This window comes from Paraburkholderia sp. (assembly GCF_024281035.1).
Taxonomy (GTDB): domain Bacteria; phylum Pseudomonadota; class Gammaproteobacteria; order Burkholderiales; family Burkholderiaceae; genus Paraburkholderia.
Map to the genome: position 1 here is coordinate 80,746 of NZ_JAMXLH010000005.1, position 17,104 is coordinate 97,849.

Below are 17,104 nucleotides of genomic sequence, written 5' to 3' on the forward strand. Positions count from 1 at the left end.
AGCGATGATGGTCGGCCATTTAATCCTTGTCTTCAACCGAAAACTGAAACGGGATCTCTGGATTCGTAAATCTAAGCCGTAGTTGGTTTGGAAACGGGACGGAGACGAAGCGCTGATTCTCAAACGAGTAGTACGACACTAGCAAGCCAACGCGGGATTCTTGTGCATCATCGAACAGGTAACTGTTCTTCGGAAAGGCAAGCTTGCCGTCCTTCGTTGCCACTACAGCCCGACATGACGAAAGTAAACTTGGCAGATGCAGAAATTTGACCTTGCCCTTCTGTGCCAAGGGATTGATCAGCAGGTAGATTTGCGTGTGTCGATCGGCCTCCCCCGATCCTTCAGTAGTGGCTTCCAAACAAAGGATCGCGGGATGGTCAGTCGTCCGCGAAGCAAGGAATACGTCTGCACCAAATGGATCGATATACGATGGATGTTCGCCGGCAAAGGTCATCGCACTTGCAAATCGATAGGTTCTACCGTTAATCGTTAGGCGGTTCTCGGCGAGCATGACATTTATTGTTTTTCCGTCTAAAGCGGTTTGCATTTCCGCGTAAGTGCCCTTCTCGCCTTGGTACGAATAGATAGCGTTTCTATCGTACTTGATCGGATTTCTAAACACGGTCCCAGGTTGCGCATCGTAAAAGGCAGCATAGTTGTCGTAGGTCTCGGCTGCACGGACGCCACTGGCAAACGCGACCAAAGTCGCTGCAACCACGAAAGCAGATTTCATCGGTATGCCTTGCCTCCAGTCGCTTTCAGATAATCCGGATTGTGCTGCCAGAACACGGTGCTACCATGCGCGGCGGTCGAAACCCATACAGAATCGTAGCGTCCGCGCTCGCCACTTTCGACAATTTTTCCAGTCTTCTTGTTTCGAACGTACCAGTGCGAAATGTTACTGATCCGATTCTCTGGTATTCCAAGAATATTATGGGAAGGATCTCCCCATTTGAATCCTTTTCTAACCTTCGGATGCATCGCGTAGTTGGTCTTGAAGTCGAGGCCGTCCCACCAAAACGCGCCGTTCGACGGGTCTGGCCTCTCGTTGGCCAGTGCCTTCTGAGCCCAATCGACCGCCAGCTTCATCCCCGGATCAAGCTCAATTTCGCTGTCAGGGGTGCGCATCAATTTGTTGAACCTGGCGTTCGAGCCATTCCACGCGAAGGAGTAGTTCGGGTCCGCTTCGCGCAGTTCGGACACGGTTTTTCCGCCCCAAGCCCGACATCGATTGGCCGTCGCGAACGCGATGCCACCGATTTCCTGAGGATCATTTGCCGTGGAGGCTTCCCCATAGGCAATTGCAGCAAGCAGGCGCACTTCTTGACTGATCGCGCCGTTCATCGCACATCCCCCTCGAACCACGCCACAAATACTAAATTTGGGTGGTCCTTCACCGAGAACGCATGCGTTCTCCCGCTTTCAAGCGCCGCGTCGTAGACGAGAGCCTGACCGTCGCTCGAGAGCTTGTAGGTCATGCCTTCGACGGGAGCCCCAGTCTTCGCATCAACAATCTCGAAATAATGTTCGAGGTCCTCGTCTGCGTCCTGTGTCGCCAGCCCGCGCGAACTGGCGTAAGGAGCGACCAGAGCAGCCGCCTCTTCAGCCGTGAAAGTCATCGACATGCCGCGCTCAGCGTAGAAGACCGGCGGCGGATTGCAACCGCAGACGTTGATGTCGCCGCTCAGTGCCCATTGCTGGCCGTTCGGACCCGTGCCGGGCCAGCGCGGCCCTTTCGGCGCGATGAACCCCTCCTGCTTGCAGGCCGTGCAGTGGGTCTTCATGTAAAGCGTGGCGATATTCACCCTCGGAGGCGGGTTCGAACAGGTCACACTGTCGAGACCCTCGGTGATCACCGCGCTCCCGGCGTGGTCGCCCCGCGCGAGGAAATAGCGAATCATGCGCCCCTCCGCGTCAGCCGTTCACAGTCGAACGCTTCACGACGACGAACACGGTGGATGAGGCCATGCCGTTCCGCTCAGGGCTATCCGTGATGATGTCGCCGTTGTCCAGCTCGCTACCGACGAACGCCTTCGGGACGTAATCATGATTGTCAGCCAGACCCAACCCGCTCGCGATCCGGGCGGTTGTGCCGTCCGGGTAGTGAACCAGGTCGCCGATGACAGCCGTCTTGCCCAAGGCAACGCTCACCTCCCATGTGCCAGACGGCTCGCACAATACGCCACCGCGCGCGGTGGTCGAGCCGCGCACGGCCAACCGGTAGCGCGGCGGCGGCGGCGGCACGTATGCCGGATCGAAAAGCCCTTTGACGCCCTTGGCGTCAGGTACATCGATCCCCCAGGAATTCTGAAGAGTCTCCACGATTCGATCGCCGTTGCTGAGACCACTGCCGACCAGAGCCATGGACTTGCCGTTATCGACTGCGTATTCGCCCGCGCCGTCAGTAATAGCGGCTTCGCTGCCATCTTCATAGGTCACCACGTCGCCGACGCGCGCAACGGTCAGACCCGCAACCGTCAAGCCGCTTGTCGCTTTCGTAATGCGGCCGCCACGCTCAGTCCGCGCCCCGATGGTCGCAAACAGATACTTCGGCTTGGCGGCGGAATCGGGCTGAACGTCTTTTTCTTCTGCAATGCGTGGCATAGCCAAAGCTCCTTACAATGATTGTTGACTCCAACAAACGATGGTTTGATGGACGCCTCCGGGCCATGATCAGGATAACTAAAAGAGCCGCATAAAAGGCGTCCGAAATCGGCCTCCATCTTTCAACGTCCGACTATACTGGATTTTCATCGGCCAAACGGGAATTCGTATGTTGATAGGCTACGCACGGGTTTCGACCGACGACCAGCATCTCGACCTGCAACGCGATGCGCTCGCGAAGGCGGACTGCGAGCGCGTGTTCGAAGACACCGCGAGCGGTACGAAAGCCGAGCGGACCGGGCTGACAGCGCTGCTCGCGACGCTACGCCGCGGCGACACTGTGGTGATCTGGTCGACTCGACCGGCTCGGCCAGTCGCTGAAAGACCTCATTTACCTGGTCGAACGGTTTGACGCTGCCGGCGTCGGTCTGCACAGCCTTCAGGAGAGCATCGACACGGCGTCGATCGGTGGCCGCCTCGTGTTTCATCTGTTCGGTGCGCTTGCCGAGTTCGAACGCAACCTGATCCGCGAGCGTACCCAGGCGGGCCTGTCGGCCGCCCGCGCTCGCGGTCACAAGGGTGGCCGCAAGAAGCGGCTCGATCCCGGGCGCGAGCGCCTGGCCCTGCAGCTTTATCACGAGCGGCGGCATACCGTTGAGGAAATCTGCCGGTTGATGGGCATCGGCAAATCCACGCTCTACAACTATCTGACCGTGGCAGAACGCAATGCCCAGCGGGCGGCGTAAGTCGATTCCGCCCGACTCGTTGATGCAATTGCGGCAGCGGCTCGACCGCCTGCCGCACAAGAGTCCGGAGCGCGCGGCCCAGGTTGCTGCCGTCGCCGATCTGTACGGTATCTCGACAACGACCGTGTATCGCGCGTTGCACCGGGTCCAGCAGCCACGGTCCGTCCACCGCGCCGATCACGGCAAGCCGCGCGTGCTGCCGCAGGCCGAGCTCGAACACTATTGCGAACTGTGATCGCGGCGCTAAAATTTCGCATAACGAACAAGCAGGGGCGGCACCTGTCGACACTGCGAGCGAGCGAGCTGCTCGAAGAATACGGCGTCGAGACCGCGCAAGGGCTCGTCAAGGCCCCAAGTGGCGTGCTGCACGTGCCGACGATCAATCACTACCTGTCGGTGCTACCCCTCGATCAACCACACCTGCTGCGGCAACCGCCCGCCGTCCGGTTTCAGGCCGAACACAGCAATGACTGTCGGCAGTTCGACATGTCGCCATCCGACCTGAAGCATATCGAACGCCCTTCGTGGGTCGACCCAGCGAAAGGCGAGCCCACGTTGATGCTGTTCGGTGTGGTCGATGATCGCAGCGGCGTCGCTTACGAAGAATATCGCTGCGTGTACGGCGAGGATGTGGAATCGGCGCTGCGTTTCCTGTTCAACGCGATGGCCCCGAAGGCCGATCCAGCGTTCCCGTTTCAGGGGCTGCCGAAGATGATCTACCTGGACAACGGCCCGGTCGCGAAGAGCCGCGTGTTCCAGAGCGTGATGCAGGCTCTCGATATCGCGTGGCAGACGCATCTGCCGGCCGGCAAGGATGGCACGCGCACGACGGCGCGCTCGAAGGGCAAGGTCGAGCGCCCGTTTCGCACCGTCAAGGAAGCGCACGAGACGTTGTATCACTTCCACAAACCCGAAACGGAGCAGCAGGCGAACGAATGGTTCTTTCGCTATCTGCTGCGCTACAACGCCCAGGAGCATCGCTCCGAGAAGCATTCGCGCATGGACGACTGGCTTGCGCACCTGCCAACCGATGGCGTGCGCGACATGTGCACGTGGGAGCAGTTCTGCCGGTTCGCGCGTGAACCCGAGCGACGCAAGGTCGGCATCGATGCGCGCGTTTCGATCGACGGCACGGCCTACGAACTCGAGCCCGACATGGCCGGCGAGTCGGTCGTGCTGCTCTGGGGCCTGTTCGACGACGAGCTGTACGCCGAGTTCGACGGCGAGCGCTTTGGGCCTTACCACCCCGTGTCGGGACCGATCCCACTGCATCGCTATCGTGCCTTCAAGCGCGGGAAGGCCGATGAGCGTGCCGATCACATCCGCGCGTTGGCCGACCAGCTCGGACTGACGATCGCGGCGCTTGCCGGCGACGATGTCCGGCTGACGCCGGTGGCAACGCCGCCGGTTCCGCTGCCGCATCAGCCGTTCGACGCCGACGCGCACGAATACCGGTTCCCCAATGCGATCGCGGCCAAGCTCGCGATCGCCGATGACCTGGCACCGCCGCTCGCGAAACTGTCATCGCAGGACCGGCTGTTCATTGAGCGGGTACTCGCCGAGACCTGGTGCGCCGGGTTGTCCTGGCGCGCGTCCGCGACTATTTCCGGCACCGTAAATCAGGGGAAGGCCATGCGAGCTGAAGTGATGCAGCACTACAGTCGTCTGGCGGTCCCGCTGAACCAGGCGGGCTACTTCGAAACCACGCATCACCAGCAATTGATGAAGGACATCAAGGGTGCGGTCTTCGAGGGACGGCTGATCGCGCTGTGTGGCGTCGTGGGTTGCGGCAAGACCGTGATGTTGCGGCGGCTTCAGCAGGCGCTTGAGGACGAGAAGCGCGTGACTGTTTCGAAATCTCTCGCGATCGAGAAGCATCGCATCAAGCTAGCAACGTTCATCGCAGCGCTGTTCTACGACCTGTCGATCGAGAAGCAGATTCGCATTCCGACCCAGGGCGAGAAGCGAGAACGCGACCTTCGCGAACTGGTCCGAAAGAACAAGCGGCCTGTCGCACTGTTTGTTGACGAGGCGCATGACCTGAACGGCAACACACTGGTCGGCCTGAAGCGACTGATGGAACTGGTCGAGGACGGCGGCGGCAGCCTGTCCCTGATCCTCGCCGGACACCCGAAGCTGCGCAATGACCTGCGGCGCGCGACCATGGAAGAGATCGGCTACCGCACCGACATCTTCTCGCTCGACGGCATCGCCGGCAGCCAGCGCGAATACCTGTACTGGCTGATAGGTGCGTGCGCGGCCGACGGCACCGACGTCGAGTCGATCCTCACCGAGGACGCGATCGATCTGCTGGCGACGAAGCTGCGCACACCGTTACAGATCCAGCTCCATCTGACGCTCGCGTTCGAGGCTGGCTATCAGACGGGTGAAAAGCCCGTGTCGGCTGCGCTGGTCGAATCGGTGCTGTCGCGGCAGCATGACGATCTCGAACCGACGCTGACACGCCACGGCTATCGCATCAAGGACCTGGTGGAGCAGTTCGACGCGAAGCCGGCCGAAATCAAGGCACTGTTCAGCAATTCGCTGGAACCGGAGCGAGCGGCCACGCTGCGAGACAAGATGCTCGCGGCCGGACTGACGATCTGAGCTCCGTCAGTTGCAGATAATCCGAGCCCGCGGCCTCTGTCAGTTGCAGTTATTTCGAGCAGGAAACCGCGTCGATTGCAAGCACGGCCGGTTTCAAATGCAAGCCGCTACAGGTAATGGCGTACTGAATCCAGGATCCGTAATAACTTCGAGGCCGAAGGGCCGTTGAACCTAGATCCCTCGACGCAGTGCGTTAGCGACGACAACGAACGCCGGAGTCGGCTGGCGGCGGCTGGGGTAATACAGGTGAAACCCGGGAAACGGTGCGCACCAGTCGGACAGCACCCGCAATAGCTGCCCGCTTTCGAGCTGCGATAAAATCCGTTGTTCGGGAACGTAGGCGAGACCGACGCCAGCAAGCGCGGCTTTCGTCGCCATCGTCGCGCTATTGAAGACAAGCTGCCCTTCGACGCGCACGTTCAACTCGCGCTCACCCTTCCTGAACTCCCACGCGTAAATGCCGCCGGCCGTTGGCAACCGGATATTGATGCAGTTATGCGCCGTCAAATCTCGTGGCGTCTTCGGCTTGGGATGCGTGGCGAAATAACCTGGCGTGCCGACGACGGCCATGCGCACGTCGGGGCTGATCCGAACGGCAACCATGTCCCTGGCAACCTGTTCTCCGAGCCGCACGCCTGCGTCCAGCCGTTGTTCGACGATGTCCGTGAGTCCGTTGTCGACGACGATTTCAATCGTTATGTCCGGATAGTCGGGCAGAAGCCTTTCGATAACCGGCCACAGAAGCAGTTCTGCCGCGTGTTCTCCGGCAGCAATGCGCACAGTGCCCGCCGGTGTATCACGCAAAGCGCTGAGTGCACTTAACTCCGCCTCGATCTCGTCGAGCCGGGGGCCGACCGACTGTATCAGCCGCTCGCCCGCTTCCGTTGGTGCGATATTGCGCGTTGTCCGCGTTAAAAGGCGAAGTCCGAGCCGCGCTTCCAGGTTACGCACCGTCTGGCTCAGTGCAGACTGGGAAACGCCGAGTTTCGCGGCCGCCCTGGTAAAGCTGCGCTCGCGTGCGACGGACAGAAATGCAGAGATATCGGAGAGATCGGAGCGCGCCATTTATAAGCCCACCTTCTAGCTTTATGCGGATTTTAGCTCTTTATCGCATGAAGTCGTGTTGCTACATTGAACGTCACGGCAACTCATGCAAGGAGCACTCATGCGGATCACCATTGCTGAAAGCCAGAACGGCAGTCCGGTCGACTGGATGGAGAAGGTTATGGACGAGCAGTATCAAGCGGGCGTCACCGCAAGCTAAGGAGCCGGGAAATGCAGAAACGTATTCTTGGAAAGAGCGGACTTGAAGTTTCGGCGGTCGGTCTCGGCTGCATGGGACTGAGCTATGGCTATGGGCCTGCAACGGAGAAGGCCGACGCAATCGAACTCATCCGGTCCGCCTTCGATCAGGGCGTGACCTTTTTCGACACCGCCGAAGCCTATGCGCAGGGCGCGAATGAAACACTGCTCGGCGAGGCGCTGGAGCCGTTTCGCGATCAGGTTGTTATCGCAACCAAGTTCGGCTTCGAAGGCGGCGACGTTCAGAAGGGTGTCAATAGCAGGCCGGACAATATCCGTGCGGTGACGGACGCGGCGCTCAAACGGCTGCGCACGGATCGCATCGATCTGCTCTATCAGCATCGGGTCGATCCAGATGTGCCGATGGAAGAGGTCGCCGGCGCCGTGAAAGACCTGATTCAACAGGGCAAGGTCAGGCATTTCGGCATGTCGGAAGCGGGCGTCGAGTCGATCCGCCGTGCGCATGCCGTGCAGCCGGTCGCGGCGCTGCAGAGCGAATATTCGCTGTGGTGGCGCGAACCGGAAAAAGAAATCCTGCCCCTGCTCGAAGAACTCGGCATCGGTTTTGTGCCCTTTAGCCCGCTCGGCAAGGGCTTCCTGACTGGCGCGATTAACGCAAACACCAGCTTCGACAAATCCGACTTCCGCAATGTCGTGCCGCGCTTCTCTGAAGACAACCGCAAGGCCAATCAGGCGCTCGTCGACGTGCTCAAGCAGATCGCCGCGAGTCTGAACGCGACGCCGGCGCAGGTCGCGCTTGCGTGGCTGCTCGCACAAAAGCCGTGGCTAGCGCCGATCCCGGGCACGACAAAGCTGCATCGATTGAAGGAAAACGTCGGCGGTGCTGCGATTGAGCTAACGCCCGGCAATCTTGGCGACATCGATGCGCAGCTTTCGAACATCCCCGTGCAAGGCGAGCGATACCCTGCACATCTTCAGGCGCGCGTCGGCAGGTAACGCGTCTTTAACGTGCTGATAAGCGCTGGCAAGCATCCGGAACGACATCATGTCTTAAAACATCGCACGCAAGTTTATCGTCATCACCGGCGCGAGCAGCGGGCTCGGCGAGGCCGCTGTACGGCGGCTCGCGGCGGACGGCGCGAAGCTCGTACCAGGAACTCCGAATCGTGTCGACGCGCGGTGTACGCAAACGCTCCGGTAGGGCCGCCGCCGACAACGTTGCTCACACAACGTCAGTCCTCCCAGTCGCGCCACTCGACGTCGTATGCATCAAGGTACGCCGCTACCGCAGCACCCACGGTCGGGAAGAAATGGGCCGCACCGATCTTGTCGAACAGTTCATAGCGGGATAACAGATCCTTGACCGGGCCCTTCATTTCCGCGAAGTTCAGGTCGATCCCGCGCTCGCGCAGGAGTTGGTGGAGATCGTCCAGGACGCTGGCCGCGGTGACATCGATGTCCGTGACCGGCTCAGCCGCGAGGACGAGCCAGCGCGTTGGTGTACTGGCGTTCGAGATGGCCTGTAAAACGCGATCACGAAATATCTCCGCGTTTGCGAAAAAGAGCGGCGCGTCCCAGCGGTACAGGAGAAGCCCCGGGATGCAGCGAGCCTGCGGATGACGCACGACGTCGTGATAGCCCTTGCGTCCGTCTACGCGCCCCAGCACGGCATCGTACGGGCGCCACGCACGCCACACGAACGCAAGCAGCGCGAGGGCAACCGCAAAGAAGATGCCATGCACCACGCCGACCAGCGCGACGCCCACGAAGCAAACAGCCGACTGGACGAACTCGCTCGGCCGCAGTCGCAACAGGCCGGCTACGCTTCGCACCTCGAACAGCCCGGCGCCAGCCGCCACGACCACGGCTCCGAGCGCGGCGGTGGGCAATGAGCGAACCAGCTTCGGCGCGAACAAAAGCAACGCGCACACACACAATGCCGCTACAACGCCCGTCAGTTGCGTCTTCGCGCCCGACGATTCCGCAACGGGCGTACGTGATGCGCTGCTGGTCACCGGGAAGCCCTGCAGCAGGCCGCAAACGATGTTGGCCGCGCCGAGGGCGACCAATTCCTGATCGCGATCGACATTCCCGCCGCTGTCGCGCGCCGCGAAGACGCGCGAGAGCACGCTGATGTCGGTCAGTGAGATCAGTGCCACGGCGGCCGCACCCGGTAACAGGGCAATGATGTCGTCGAGCGGCACGAGCGGCAGCGCGGGCGGCGGCAGTCCTTGCGGCAAGCTGCTGACGACAGCTACATGCGCGCGCCTCGCAAGGTCAAACCACTCGACGACGGCTGTTGCGCCCACAACAGCGATAAAAATGCCCGGCACGCGCGGCAACCACCGCTTGCACGCGAAGATGATGAAGAGACAGGCGAAGCCGAGCATGCAGGTCACGCCGTTGACTGCGCCGCTGGCGACGCCGCGTACGAGGCCGGCCGCGCCCTCCACGAGACTGCTGCCGCCGACGTCGAAGCCCAGCAGCTTCGGCGTCTGGCCAATCACGATCGTGAGGGCGACACCGTTGATGTAGCCGTCACGAATCGGCTTCGAGAGCAGGTCCGTGACGAACCCGAGATGGAACAGTCCAACGACGACGCAGAACGCGCCGGACAGTATCGCGAGCATGCCGGCGAGCGCCATCAGACGTTCAGGATGTGCGGCTGCGAGCGGAACGACAATCGACGCGATCAGCGCGGCGAGGCCCGAATCGGGCCCGAGAACGAGCAGGCGGCTCGGCCCGAACAGCGCGTATGCGACCATGGCCGCGATCGTTGCATAGAGCCCGCTGATCGGCGGCAGGTGTGCAGCCTCCGCGTAGCCCATGCCGGCAGGCACCACGATGGCCATCAGGACGATACCGGCAACGATGTCCTTGATCAGCCAGCGAGGCCGGTATCCGACGAGCACCGCGATGCCGGGAACGCGGCGCAGATAGCGCCGGTCCTGCACGCCGGCGGTACCCGATCCGGCGGGCGAGCGACTCAACGCCTCGCTCCGGTGCGGAACGGCTGGCGGCGATTTCCGGTCACGCAACGCGACTGCATGGACGCACCTCCGTTGAAATGTCGCACTGCGCCATGCCGGGCGAGAAGCGGCATTCCCTACGATAGCGCACCCTGCAGGCAACAGAGGCGCAACGCGTTGAGAGCAGCGTGCGAATAACGAAGTCTGTGTCCGGCTGGAAGGCGTCCGTCTGCCCCTGGGCGCTCAGGCGGCGTCAATCCGGTCGAATTCAGGCACGTGCGAAATGATTGGCTTTTGTCAAAGCCAGTCATTTGCTCCGGCTGACAATAAATGTGGCGCGCATGGCGTCGCGAAAGTGTCCTGGCTCATTGCAGAACGCGATATAGCGACCTGGTTTGAGCGTGAGCCGTGCAGTCACCGTCTCCCGGGGATTGAGATCCTCAACGCCTTGCAGTTCTCGCAGGCGTGCTTCGTTGACCTGCTGCGTCTTTTGATCATAAGGCAGCGCCGCGCCGGCTTCGGACCACGGCAAAATCATGAATTCGTGCTTCATCGTGCGCGATTCATTCAGGATCGTGAACTCGACCGGCCCGGCTGGTACGGTGGACGGCATCAAAGTCAACGACATGCCAGCACTTGCTCCGTCTGAAAGGCGGACCTTCACCGCGGCAGGTTCGGCAGCAAGTGCACCTGCTGATGCCGCGACAAGACAGACAGTCAACGTTATTTGAAACGCGTTCTTCGTCAGCATGATCGCTCTCCCGTTCGACTGCAATAATTCCGCGTGTCCGAGCTACCACTGCAGGCGCGACGCCGGTTGATCCGATTGCCGTTGACGCAACACGGCGGAACGTATCCTTTCGGCGCGAAAGCTGCCGCGCTCCACATATGGATTTGGTGATCAAGGTACGGCTATCTGGCTTAAGGTTGGCTTATGACCGCTGTCGATTCCAGATTCTCGAAGTACAACCAGGGAATTTAAAAAATATAATAGAAACGGCGAGCGGTGGAATCATCACTCGCCATCGGGCGCAGGCCCTCGCGACATCGTGGATACGATAAACGGTGATCGGTCACCCTTATGGCACGGTCCTCAGGTCATTGAGAAATTGCGTCCGACGCGGGGGATGAGCGGAGCGTTAACCGTGGCTTAATTCTGCGGCATCAAACTGTGATTACTGGGAGAAAGCGTTCCAGCTCGCCCGGAAGGGCTTAAACACGGAGGTATTTCTCATGAACACGATCATCAAGGCGCTTGCTCTGGCGCTTGCTATCGCCGCGCCAGCCATGTCGTTCGCTCAATCGACAAACGGTCCATTAACCCGCGCGCAGGTCGAACAACAATTGATACAAATGAAAAATGCCGGTTACAAGTCGAGCAAGAACCAGTATCCTGCGGATATTCAGGCTGCCGAGTCGCGCGTGGCCGCGCAACAGGCCACTGCGTCCAATTCTGGTGCGACTAGCTACGGTGGCGCTGCGATCGGCACGTCGCAAACTGGCGACCGTGTTTCGCGTCGCGCGTGGAATGACGAGTACCGTCATCACTGAGGTACCGAGATTAGAACGAGAATATGCGGATACTTCTGGTAGAAGACGATGAGTTGATTGGAAGTGGTTTGCAGCAGGGGCTGCAGGGCGAGGGCTTCGCTGTGGATTGGGTTCATGACGGCGACGCGGCGTCCCTCGCCTTGCGAACGACATCGTACGGGCTCGTCCTGCTCGACCTTGGCCTGCCAAAACAGGACGGGCTCACCTTGCTTACACGGTTGCGCGAGCGACGCGACGACACGCCGGTCATTATCATCACCGCCCGCGATGCCGTTCCTGATCGCGTGGCCGGTCTCGATGGAGGCGCCGACGATTATCTCGTCAAGCCATTTGCTCTCGATGAATTGCTTGCTCGCATGCGCGTTGTGAATCGACGGCAGGCAGGTCGCGCACAAACAGTGTTACTGGCTGGATCGCTTCGGCTCGACCCGGCCCAGCATCGGGTCTGGGTGCGCGACGAGGAGATATTCCTCACGACCCGTGAGTTCGCGCTGTTGCAGGAGCTGATGCAGGACCCGAATACAATCGTCTCCCGCGAGCAGCTTGAAGAGCGCCTTTACGGCTGGAACGAAGAAGTGGAGAGCAACACGATCCAGGTACATATCCATAATCTGCGCCGCAAACTGGGCACAGGGGCGATTCGTAATGTACGAGGCGTGGGCTACAAGATGGGAGAGATTGAGTGATATCTCTGCGTCGGCGTCTGCTGATCTGGCTGCTGCCCGCCGCGCTGCTCGCAGGATTGCTTGCCAGTGCAGCGACCTACTGGGGAGCACTCGGGGAACTGGACGAGCTACTCGACGACCAGCTCAAGGGCATTGCGCAGCACGTCGTGGTCGAACCCGATGGACGACTCTCGTTGAGAGGCATGCAGGGCGCCAACGAGGACCGGCTTTCCGGACAGCACTCGCACGCGGTGCTGCTTCAGGTCTGGCGTGGATCGACGGCCGTGTTCAGCAGCGACCGCGATTCGCCCCTGCCGCCGCCCACGGGCGCCGGGTTCGCCGATCTCTCGGTCAATGGCCAACTGTGGCATTCCTATGCCACCCGTAATGGCGACGTGATCGTGCGGGTTGCCCAGGCGCGGCGGGCGCGCTGGGAGGCGGTGGCAGAGATTGCGATGCATCTGCTTTGGCCCGTGCTATCGCTGGTGCCCGTGCTTGCGCTGTTTTTGTGGTTTGGCATCGGCTACGGTTTGCGGCCATTGCGAAAGATCGCTGCCAATCTGAAGCGACGCGACGCGAACAATATGCATGCGATCGGCACGGCGACCATGCCGGGCGAAGTCATACCACTGGTCGATGCAATCAACGATCTGCTGTGGCGTCTTGATCATGCGTTTACGGCCCAGCGTCAATTCATCGCCGACGCGGCGCACGAGCTTCGTACGCCCATCATGGGACTGACGCTTCAGGCCGACCTGCTGCCACGCGCCGCGAGCGCCACGGAGCGCGACGCAATTACCACACAGATTCGCGCAGGCACCGCGCGCCTTGCCCATCTCGCAGAGCAGTTGCTGACACTTGCCAGACTTTCGCCCGAATCGCCGGCTCCCGTCTTCAGCGAGGTCGATCTGACCGCACTCGCGCGGGGCGTGATCAGCGACCGCGTGCGGTACGCGGAGATGAACCAGATCGATCTGGGATTAGTTGCGTCGGGTGTTGTGAAGACAACGGGCAATGCCGACAGTCTTCGCATCCTGCTCAACAACCTGGTCGACAACGCAATTCGCTATGCAGGTCCGCAAGCACGCGTCGACGTCCTCGTGAATCGCGAAGATGGCTGCGCGACGCTCAAGGTATCCGATACCGGTCCCGGTATTCCCGAGGAAGACCGGGAGCTTGTTTGGGAGCGTTTTTATCGCGGCAGCGGTCATGCAGCGTCGGGTAGTGGACTGGGCCTGTCGATTGTAAGACGCATCGCCGAACAGCATCGAGCCATCGTCTCGCTCGGGAGCGGAGAAAACGATCGAGGGCTGGTGGTGGGCCTGCGTTTCCCGCCGACTACACCGAGTGTCACGGAGCAGGGAAGACGGCACGGCGCGATAGTCAGTTAGCGGCTGCAGTGTCAGGCCGTCTCAGGCCGTCCTTGGTCGGTTTATTCTTTTCGCATCCTGCGTTGACTATCAGCACAAGTAGCACAAGTGGCGCAGGTCAAAGCGGCGTGAGACCCGGTTCATGCAGGAACGGTAATTCGAGGTGACCCCCGTAGAATATTGACAATTGCTTGTCACGCGATAACACGAACCATGCGCTTTCGCTCACTATTTCGCTCGCCCAGCATGACGCAGCCGGCACAGCAGTCAACCGGATCTATTCATAGGACCGTCGATTGCAAACGGTTTGATCATCCGGAATTTCAAATTCGGGTCTCCGATCCTGCCATTCCCGCCGAGGATATTAGTTGGCTATTACGTTTTTTTGAGCGAACAGTCGCGGATGGCGAACGATTCCATGTTGGCGAGACAGTACAGATCGGCTGGATGCTGACGAAGCTCGAAGCCGGAGCGGAGAACTTTCTGTGCGTCGCAGAGCCCGATATGAAGGCGATTCCAATCAAGTTTGTCGATTCGGTCGACAACACGTTGAAGCACCTGCGCAATCAGAAAGATGTGGTTGAGAGCATTGCGCCAATACTGAGTCCGGATTTCCCATCGCTACAGCAGAGTGTGGTGGTCCATTCGGATTACAAAAGCGCCAGTCGTCTGCTTCTGACTCGCAATCCCGCTCACAAAATGGACTCCGGCTGGTCGCTCACAGATCCGGGTGACGAATTTGGTTCACAGAACCCGTCACGGAACCACAGAATTTCGCTATATCAGTTGGGTGTCGACAGGCCAGACTTGATCAAATTTTTTGCCTTACCGCCAGGCCTGCATGTCCGCCTCGATGATCTTCAGATTCATATAGCGGGCCCCGGAGGCGAGATTCAACCAGTAGCTGGCTCGTATCTTGAAGCGTTGAAAAAGGCACCGCATACAACATTTCACTGAGTGATTGCTTTGGGGCGGCTGCGAGCCAAAGCGTCGGGCGGTAGTCGGCTGCCATCAACGGTCAATCAACCTGGTACGAAATCGCTCGGCTTTCGATCATCAGGACCGGATAGTTTCGGATGATGTGTATAGAGGGAGGGCTTGATATAGATCATCAGGTCGAAGTCGCCCAACGAGGACGATCACGGTACCTTGTAGTCACCCCCGTATGCGACTGGCGGTGCTCCGAGCAAGTGCCAGAAACCTGGCGTCAAAACGGAAGATATGATCCGACCGATAACAATCTATAATTTTTGCCGATACCAAAATCGATCATGAAAGTGACAATGCAGCTTCCAACTTTCGGCATTGCGTTCTCTATCGCCTTCCTGTCGCTCAGCGGCATTAGTCAAGCAGCTCAGTCTGCTGATCCGGTATCAACACTCCGTGCTGATCCTCAACAAACAACGCCACCGCAGTGGGTCAAAGCGGTACCACCATACCCTTTAACACTGTTCTCCAAAGCTGAAGTGGATTTGAGCTCCGTTAAGCAAGGCGACAACGGTCAAATCACTGCGTGGGAAAGAGACATCTACGAGAAAATTCAGGAACCTTCGACTGACGCTGCGTTCCAGCTTCAGTGAAGCTCATTATCTAATCGATTGCAATGACGGCAAATACACCTATCTAGCGGTGAATACTAGAAGAGCGAATGGAGACTTGGTTAAATCCGTTCCAATGCCCGAGTTAATGCAGGAAAATCTGGCCGATGTTCCGCCTGATTCATTGATTAGTGCTGCGGTGACTCTCGCCTGTGCGCAGGCAAAGACGAACTGGCCTAATGATCAACACTATGACTTACACATTAAGCCCAAGGATGTTGTCACGCTCACAAAGCTTACCGCAGAAGAAAGAGAGAAAATAGATCAAGCGATAGTTCAACGGAGAAAATCCGACGAACGTAATTCCCCCTTCGTCGAACCGCTACTGACCGCACAAAATGGTAAAAACGTATGCCACGCGATGGCCGGATCTGATGGAAACCAATCTTCCTATGAGTTGTGTGATGCGCAGGGCATGTTCTCGCATGATGTCTATAGCGTTCGAGTCGGGGGAATTCCTCTTCTTCAAGGGATCGATGACAACACGACCAAAGGCATCGACGGTATATTTTATGGCAGTCCGATTCGACTTAAATGTGAACCGGTCAATCAGTTGGCGGATGGCGTCACGAATAAGACTATAGAAGGTGCCATTCAGGCCGATCGAACGTCGTCGAAAAAAATCTCGTTCGATGATGAATTGAAGTTCACAATAATGGCCAACGTGGTCGAGATTGGAAGGCATTGCACACTGAGCAATACAGATGGGGTCATGGCAAAGCTTGACGTTGTTTCTCCATAATGAGCCTGGTTTTGGCAACAGACGTCTTGCGCAGATGCCCGCAATCGAGAAAGCTGGAAGTCTCTTGCGCGTCGGATACGGAAGTTCGGGGGGCGAGTCGGGACGGTTGATCGCCGTTGGACGACGAACTTCCGGGTTCGGCTGTGTCCATGTGCCGTCCTGGCAACCAGGATGATGTACTCCATGTTTCCGAGTCACGCCGCGAGTCTGTGCCGCGGCATGCAACTTGTATTATTTCCACTTCGACCCGATCGTCTCGAGCCCCGCTTTCTGCAGGTCTTCGGGTACCATCACAACACGAAACTCACAGTCGGCATTGAACGTAAGAAACCACGGCTCCGCGAATGCTGGAATCTGCGATGGCTCATCAAGGTTGATGACGAGGATGGCTCCGCGTGCACCGCTTTGCTCAGTAAAATAGGCCGCCTCCGGTTTTGCTTCTTCGAGTATTTTTGCCATCACATCTCCGATGGTGCCGTCTCGAACGAAAGCATTGAATGGCTCGTGGGGAATTCGTATGTTCAGAAGCATGCGCATGGTCACTCTCCTTGCCCGACGTCCCGAAGGAACTTTTCAAGCATAGTCGATCTTTCACGCACTTTTAGTGATTTGGCGATACACGACCTACCCTTCCCGCGCGTCGGTGTGCAATGTCTCTGAGAATCGAAAACCAACGAATTGAGGCGGGGATCGACAGCGGCGGCGGCCCAATCTCAGCGAGAGCCGTCCGGGTGAGCGCGCGGACGTGCACCAGGAATTGGCGCCGACCGCGGCCCGATGCGGTCGCCCGAATTCGACCCGTTCCGGCCGTCGCCCACTTCCTGGCGAATGACCGCTACTGATCGGCAAGAGGTCAACGGTCCCTACAGGTTGCGCAGAAACTCAATCACGGCGATGTTGACCCGGTCCGGGGCTTCCTGTTGCAGCCAGTGGCCCGCTCGTGGAATGATTTGAGAATCGCGTAGATTGGGCACCAGCTTCGGCATCGC

General features: G+C 59.2%; 16 protein-coding genes and 3 pseudogenes. 11 read left to right on the plus strand and 8 right to left on the minus strand.

Translation table 11 applies throughout. The features are described from left to right. Positions 1-19: 19 nt before the first annotated feature. Genes Q0L30_RS01255 through Q0L30_RS01270 form a run of 4 tightly spaced genes read right to left on the minus strand, consistent with a single transcriptional unit; the run spans position 20 to position 2,604 of the window. A complete protein-coding gene (locus tag Q0L30_RS01255) occupies positions 20-733 on the minus strand; it encodes a hypothetical protein (RefSeq protein ID WP_296650104.1) in 714 nt (237 codons plus the stop codon). Next, positions 730-1,344 carry a hypothetical protein gene (locus tag Q0L30_RS01260; RefSeq protein WP_296650107.1) on the minus strand — a complete coding sequence of 205 codons (615 nt, stop codon included), beginning with the start codon at positions 1,342-1,344 and terminating at the stop codon, positions 730-732. Before Q0L30_RS01260 ends, Q0L30_RS01255 begins: the two co-directional genes overlap by 4 nt. Beyond that, positions 1,341-1,901 carry a hypothetical protein gene (locus tag Q0L30_RS01265; protein WP_296650109.1) on the minus strand — a complete coding sequence of 187 codons (561 nt, stop codon included), beginning with the start codon at positions 1,899-1,901 and terminating at the stop codon, positions 1,341-1,343. Before Q0L30_RS01265 ends, Q0L30_RS01260 begins: the two co-directional genes overlap by 4 nt. Before the next feature lie 13 nt (positions 1,902-1,914). Then, entirely contained in the window at positions 1,915-2,604 is a 690-nt protein-coding gene (locus Q0L30_RS01270) for a PAAR domain-containing protein (protein ID WP_296650111.1), read from the minus strand. 169 nt (positions 2,605-2,773) lie between these two features. Here Q0L30_RS01270 and Q0L30_RS01275 point away from each other — a divergent pair. The 3 genes and pseudogenes from Q0L30_RS01275 to Q0L30_RS01285 all read left to right on the plus strand — a co-directional run bounded on the left by Q0L30_RS01275 (position 2,774) and on the right by Q0L30_RS01285 (position 5,957). After that, positions 2,774-3,350, plus strand: a pseudogene (locus tag Q0L30_RS01275) (recombinase family protein). Between the two features lie 4 nt (positions 3,351-3,354). Beyond that, a pseudogene (locus Q0L30_RS01280) lies at positions 3,355-4,993 on the plus strand (IS481 family transposase). Between the two features lie 79 nt (positions 4,994-5,072). Next, positions 5,073-5,957: an AAA family ATPase gene (locus Q0L30_RS01285; protein ID WP_296650159.1), complete on the plus strand. Its 885-nt coding sequence runs from the start codon at positions 5,073-5,075 to the stop codon at positions 5,955-5,957. A gap of 171 nt (positions 5,958-6,128) precedes the next feature. On the opposite strand, the gene Q0L30_RS01290 is transcribed toward Q0L30_RS01285, so the two are convergent. Then, on the minus strand, positions 6,129-7,022 hold the full coding sequence (locus Q0L30_RS01290) for a LysR family transcriptional regulator (protein WP_296650114.1): 894 nt from the start codon (positions 7,020-7,022) through the stop codon (positions 6,129-6,131). Between the two features lie 210 nt (positions 7,023-7,232). Between Q0L30_RS01290 and Q0L30_RS01295 the strand changes: the two genes are divergently transcribed. Both Q0L30_RS01295 and Q0L30_RS01300 read left to right on the plus strand, forming a co-directional pair. Beyond that, positions 7,233-8,216, plus strand: a complete 984-nt coding sequence (locus Q0L30_RS01295; RefSeq protein WP_296650117.1) for an aldo/keto reductase — start codon at positions 7,233-7,235, stop codon at positions 8,214-8,216. Positions 8,217-8,277: 61 nt separating this feature from the next. Then, positions 8,278-8,376, plus strand: a pseudogene (locus tag Q0L30_RS01300) (SDR family NAD(P)-dependent oxidoreductase); the annotation flags it as partial. Between the two features lie 76 nt (positions 8,377-8,452). Here the strand turns inward: Q0L30_RS01300 and Q0L30_RS01305 are convergent. Then, positions 8,453-10,210 carry a SulP family inorganic anion transporter gene (locus Q0L30_RS01305; RefSeq protein WP_296650119.1) on the minus strand — a complete coding sequence of 586 codons (1,758 nt, stop codon included), beginning with the start codon at positions 10,208-10,210 and terminating at the stop codon, positions 8,453-8,455. A 286-nt stretch (positions 10,211-10,496) separates the two neighbouring features. Continuing rightward, the gene (locus tag Q0L30_RS01310) at positions 10,497-10,940 is read right to left on the minus strand and encodes a hypothetical protein (RefSeq protein WP_296650122.1); all 444 of its coding nucleotides are present in this window, start codon (positions 10,938-10,940) and stop codon (positions 10,497-10,499) included. A gap of 482 nt (positions 10,941-11,422) precedes the next feature. On the opposite strand from Q0L30_RS01310, the gene Q0L30_RS01315 reads away from it, so the two are divergent. From Q0L30_RS01315 to Q0L30_RS01340, 6 genes are all read left to right on the plus strand, one after another. Further along, positions 11,423-11,740, plus strand: coding sequence for a DUF4148 domain-containing protein (locus Q0L30_RS01315; RefSeq protein ID WP_296650124.1), 318 nt, complete (start codon positions 11,423-11,425; stop codon positions 11,738-11,740). A 23-nt stretch (positions 11,741-11,763) separates the two neighbouring features. Then, entirely contained in the window at positions 11,764-12,426 is a 663-nt protein-coding gene (locus Q0L30_RS01320) for a response regulator (protein WP_296650126.1), read from the plus strand. Beyond that, the gene (locus tag Q0L30_RS01325; protein ID WP_296650129.1) at positions 12,423-13,796 is read left to right on the plus strand and encodes an ATP-binding protein; all 1,374 of its coding nucleotides are present in this window, start codon (positions 12,423-12,425) and stop codon (positions 13,794-13,796) included. Before Q0L30_RS01320 ends, Q0L30_RS01325 begins: the two co-directional genes overlap by 4 nt. 225 nt (positions 13,797-14,021) lie before the next feature. Beyond that, positions 14,022-14,732 carry a hypothetical protein gene (locus Q0L30_RS01330; RefSeq protein WP_296650132.1) on the plus strand — a complete coding sequence of 237 codons (711 nt, stop codon included), beginning with the start codon at positions 14,022-14,024 and terminating at the stop codon, positions 14,730-14,732. Between the two features lie 314 nt (positions 14,733-15,046). Then, positions 15,047-15,355, plus strand: coding sequence for a hypothetical protein (locus Q0L30_RS01335; protein ID WP_296650134.1), 309 nt, complete (start codon positions 15,047-15,049; stop codon positions 15,353-15,355). A gap of 76 nt (positions 15,356-15,431) precedes the next feature. Next, on the plus strand, positions 15,432-16,115 hold the full coding sequence (locus Q0L30_RS01340) for a hypothetical protein (protein ID WP_296650137.1): 684 nt from the start codon (positions 15,432-15,434) through the stop codon (positions 16,113-16,115). Positions 16,116-16,346: 231 nt separating this feature from the next. Here the strand turns inward: Q0L30_RS01340 and Q0L30_RS01345 are convergent, their stop codons facing one another. Then, the gene (locus tag Q0L30_RS01345) at positions 16,347-16,652 is read right to left on the minus strand and encodes a panthothenate synthetase (RefSeq protein ID WP_296650140.1); all 306 of its coding nucleotides are present in this window, start codon (positions 16,650-16,652) and stop codon (positions 16,347-16,349) included. Positions 16,653-17,104 lie beyond the last annotated feature (452 nt).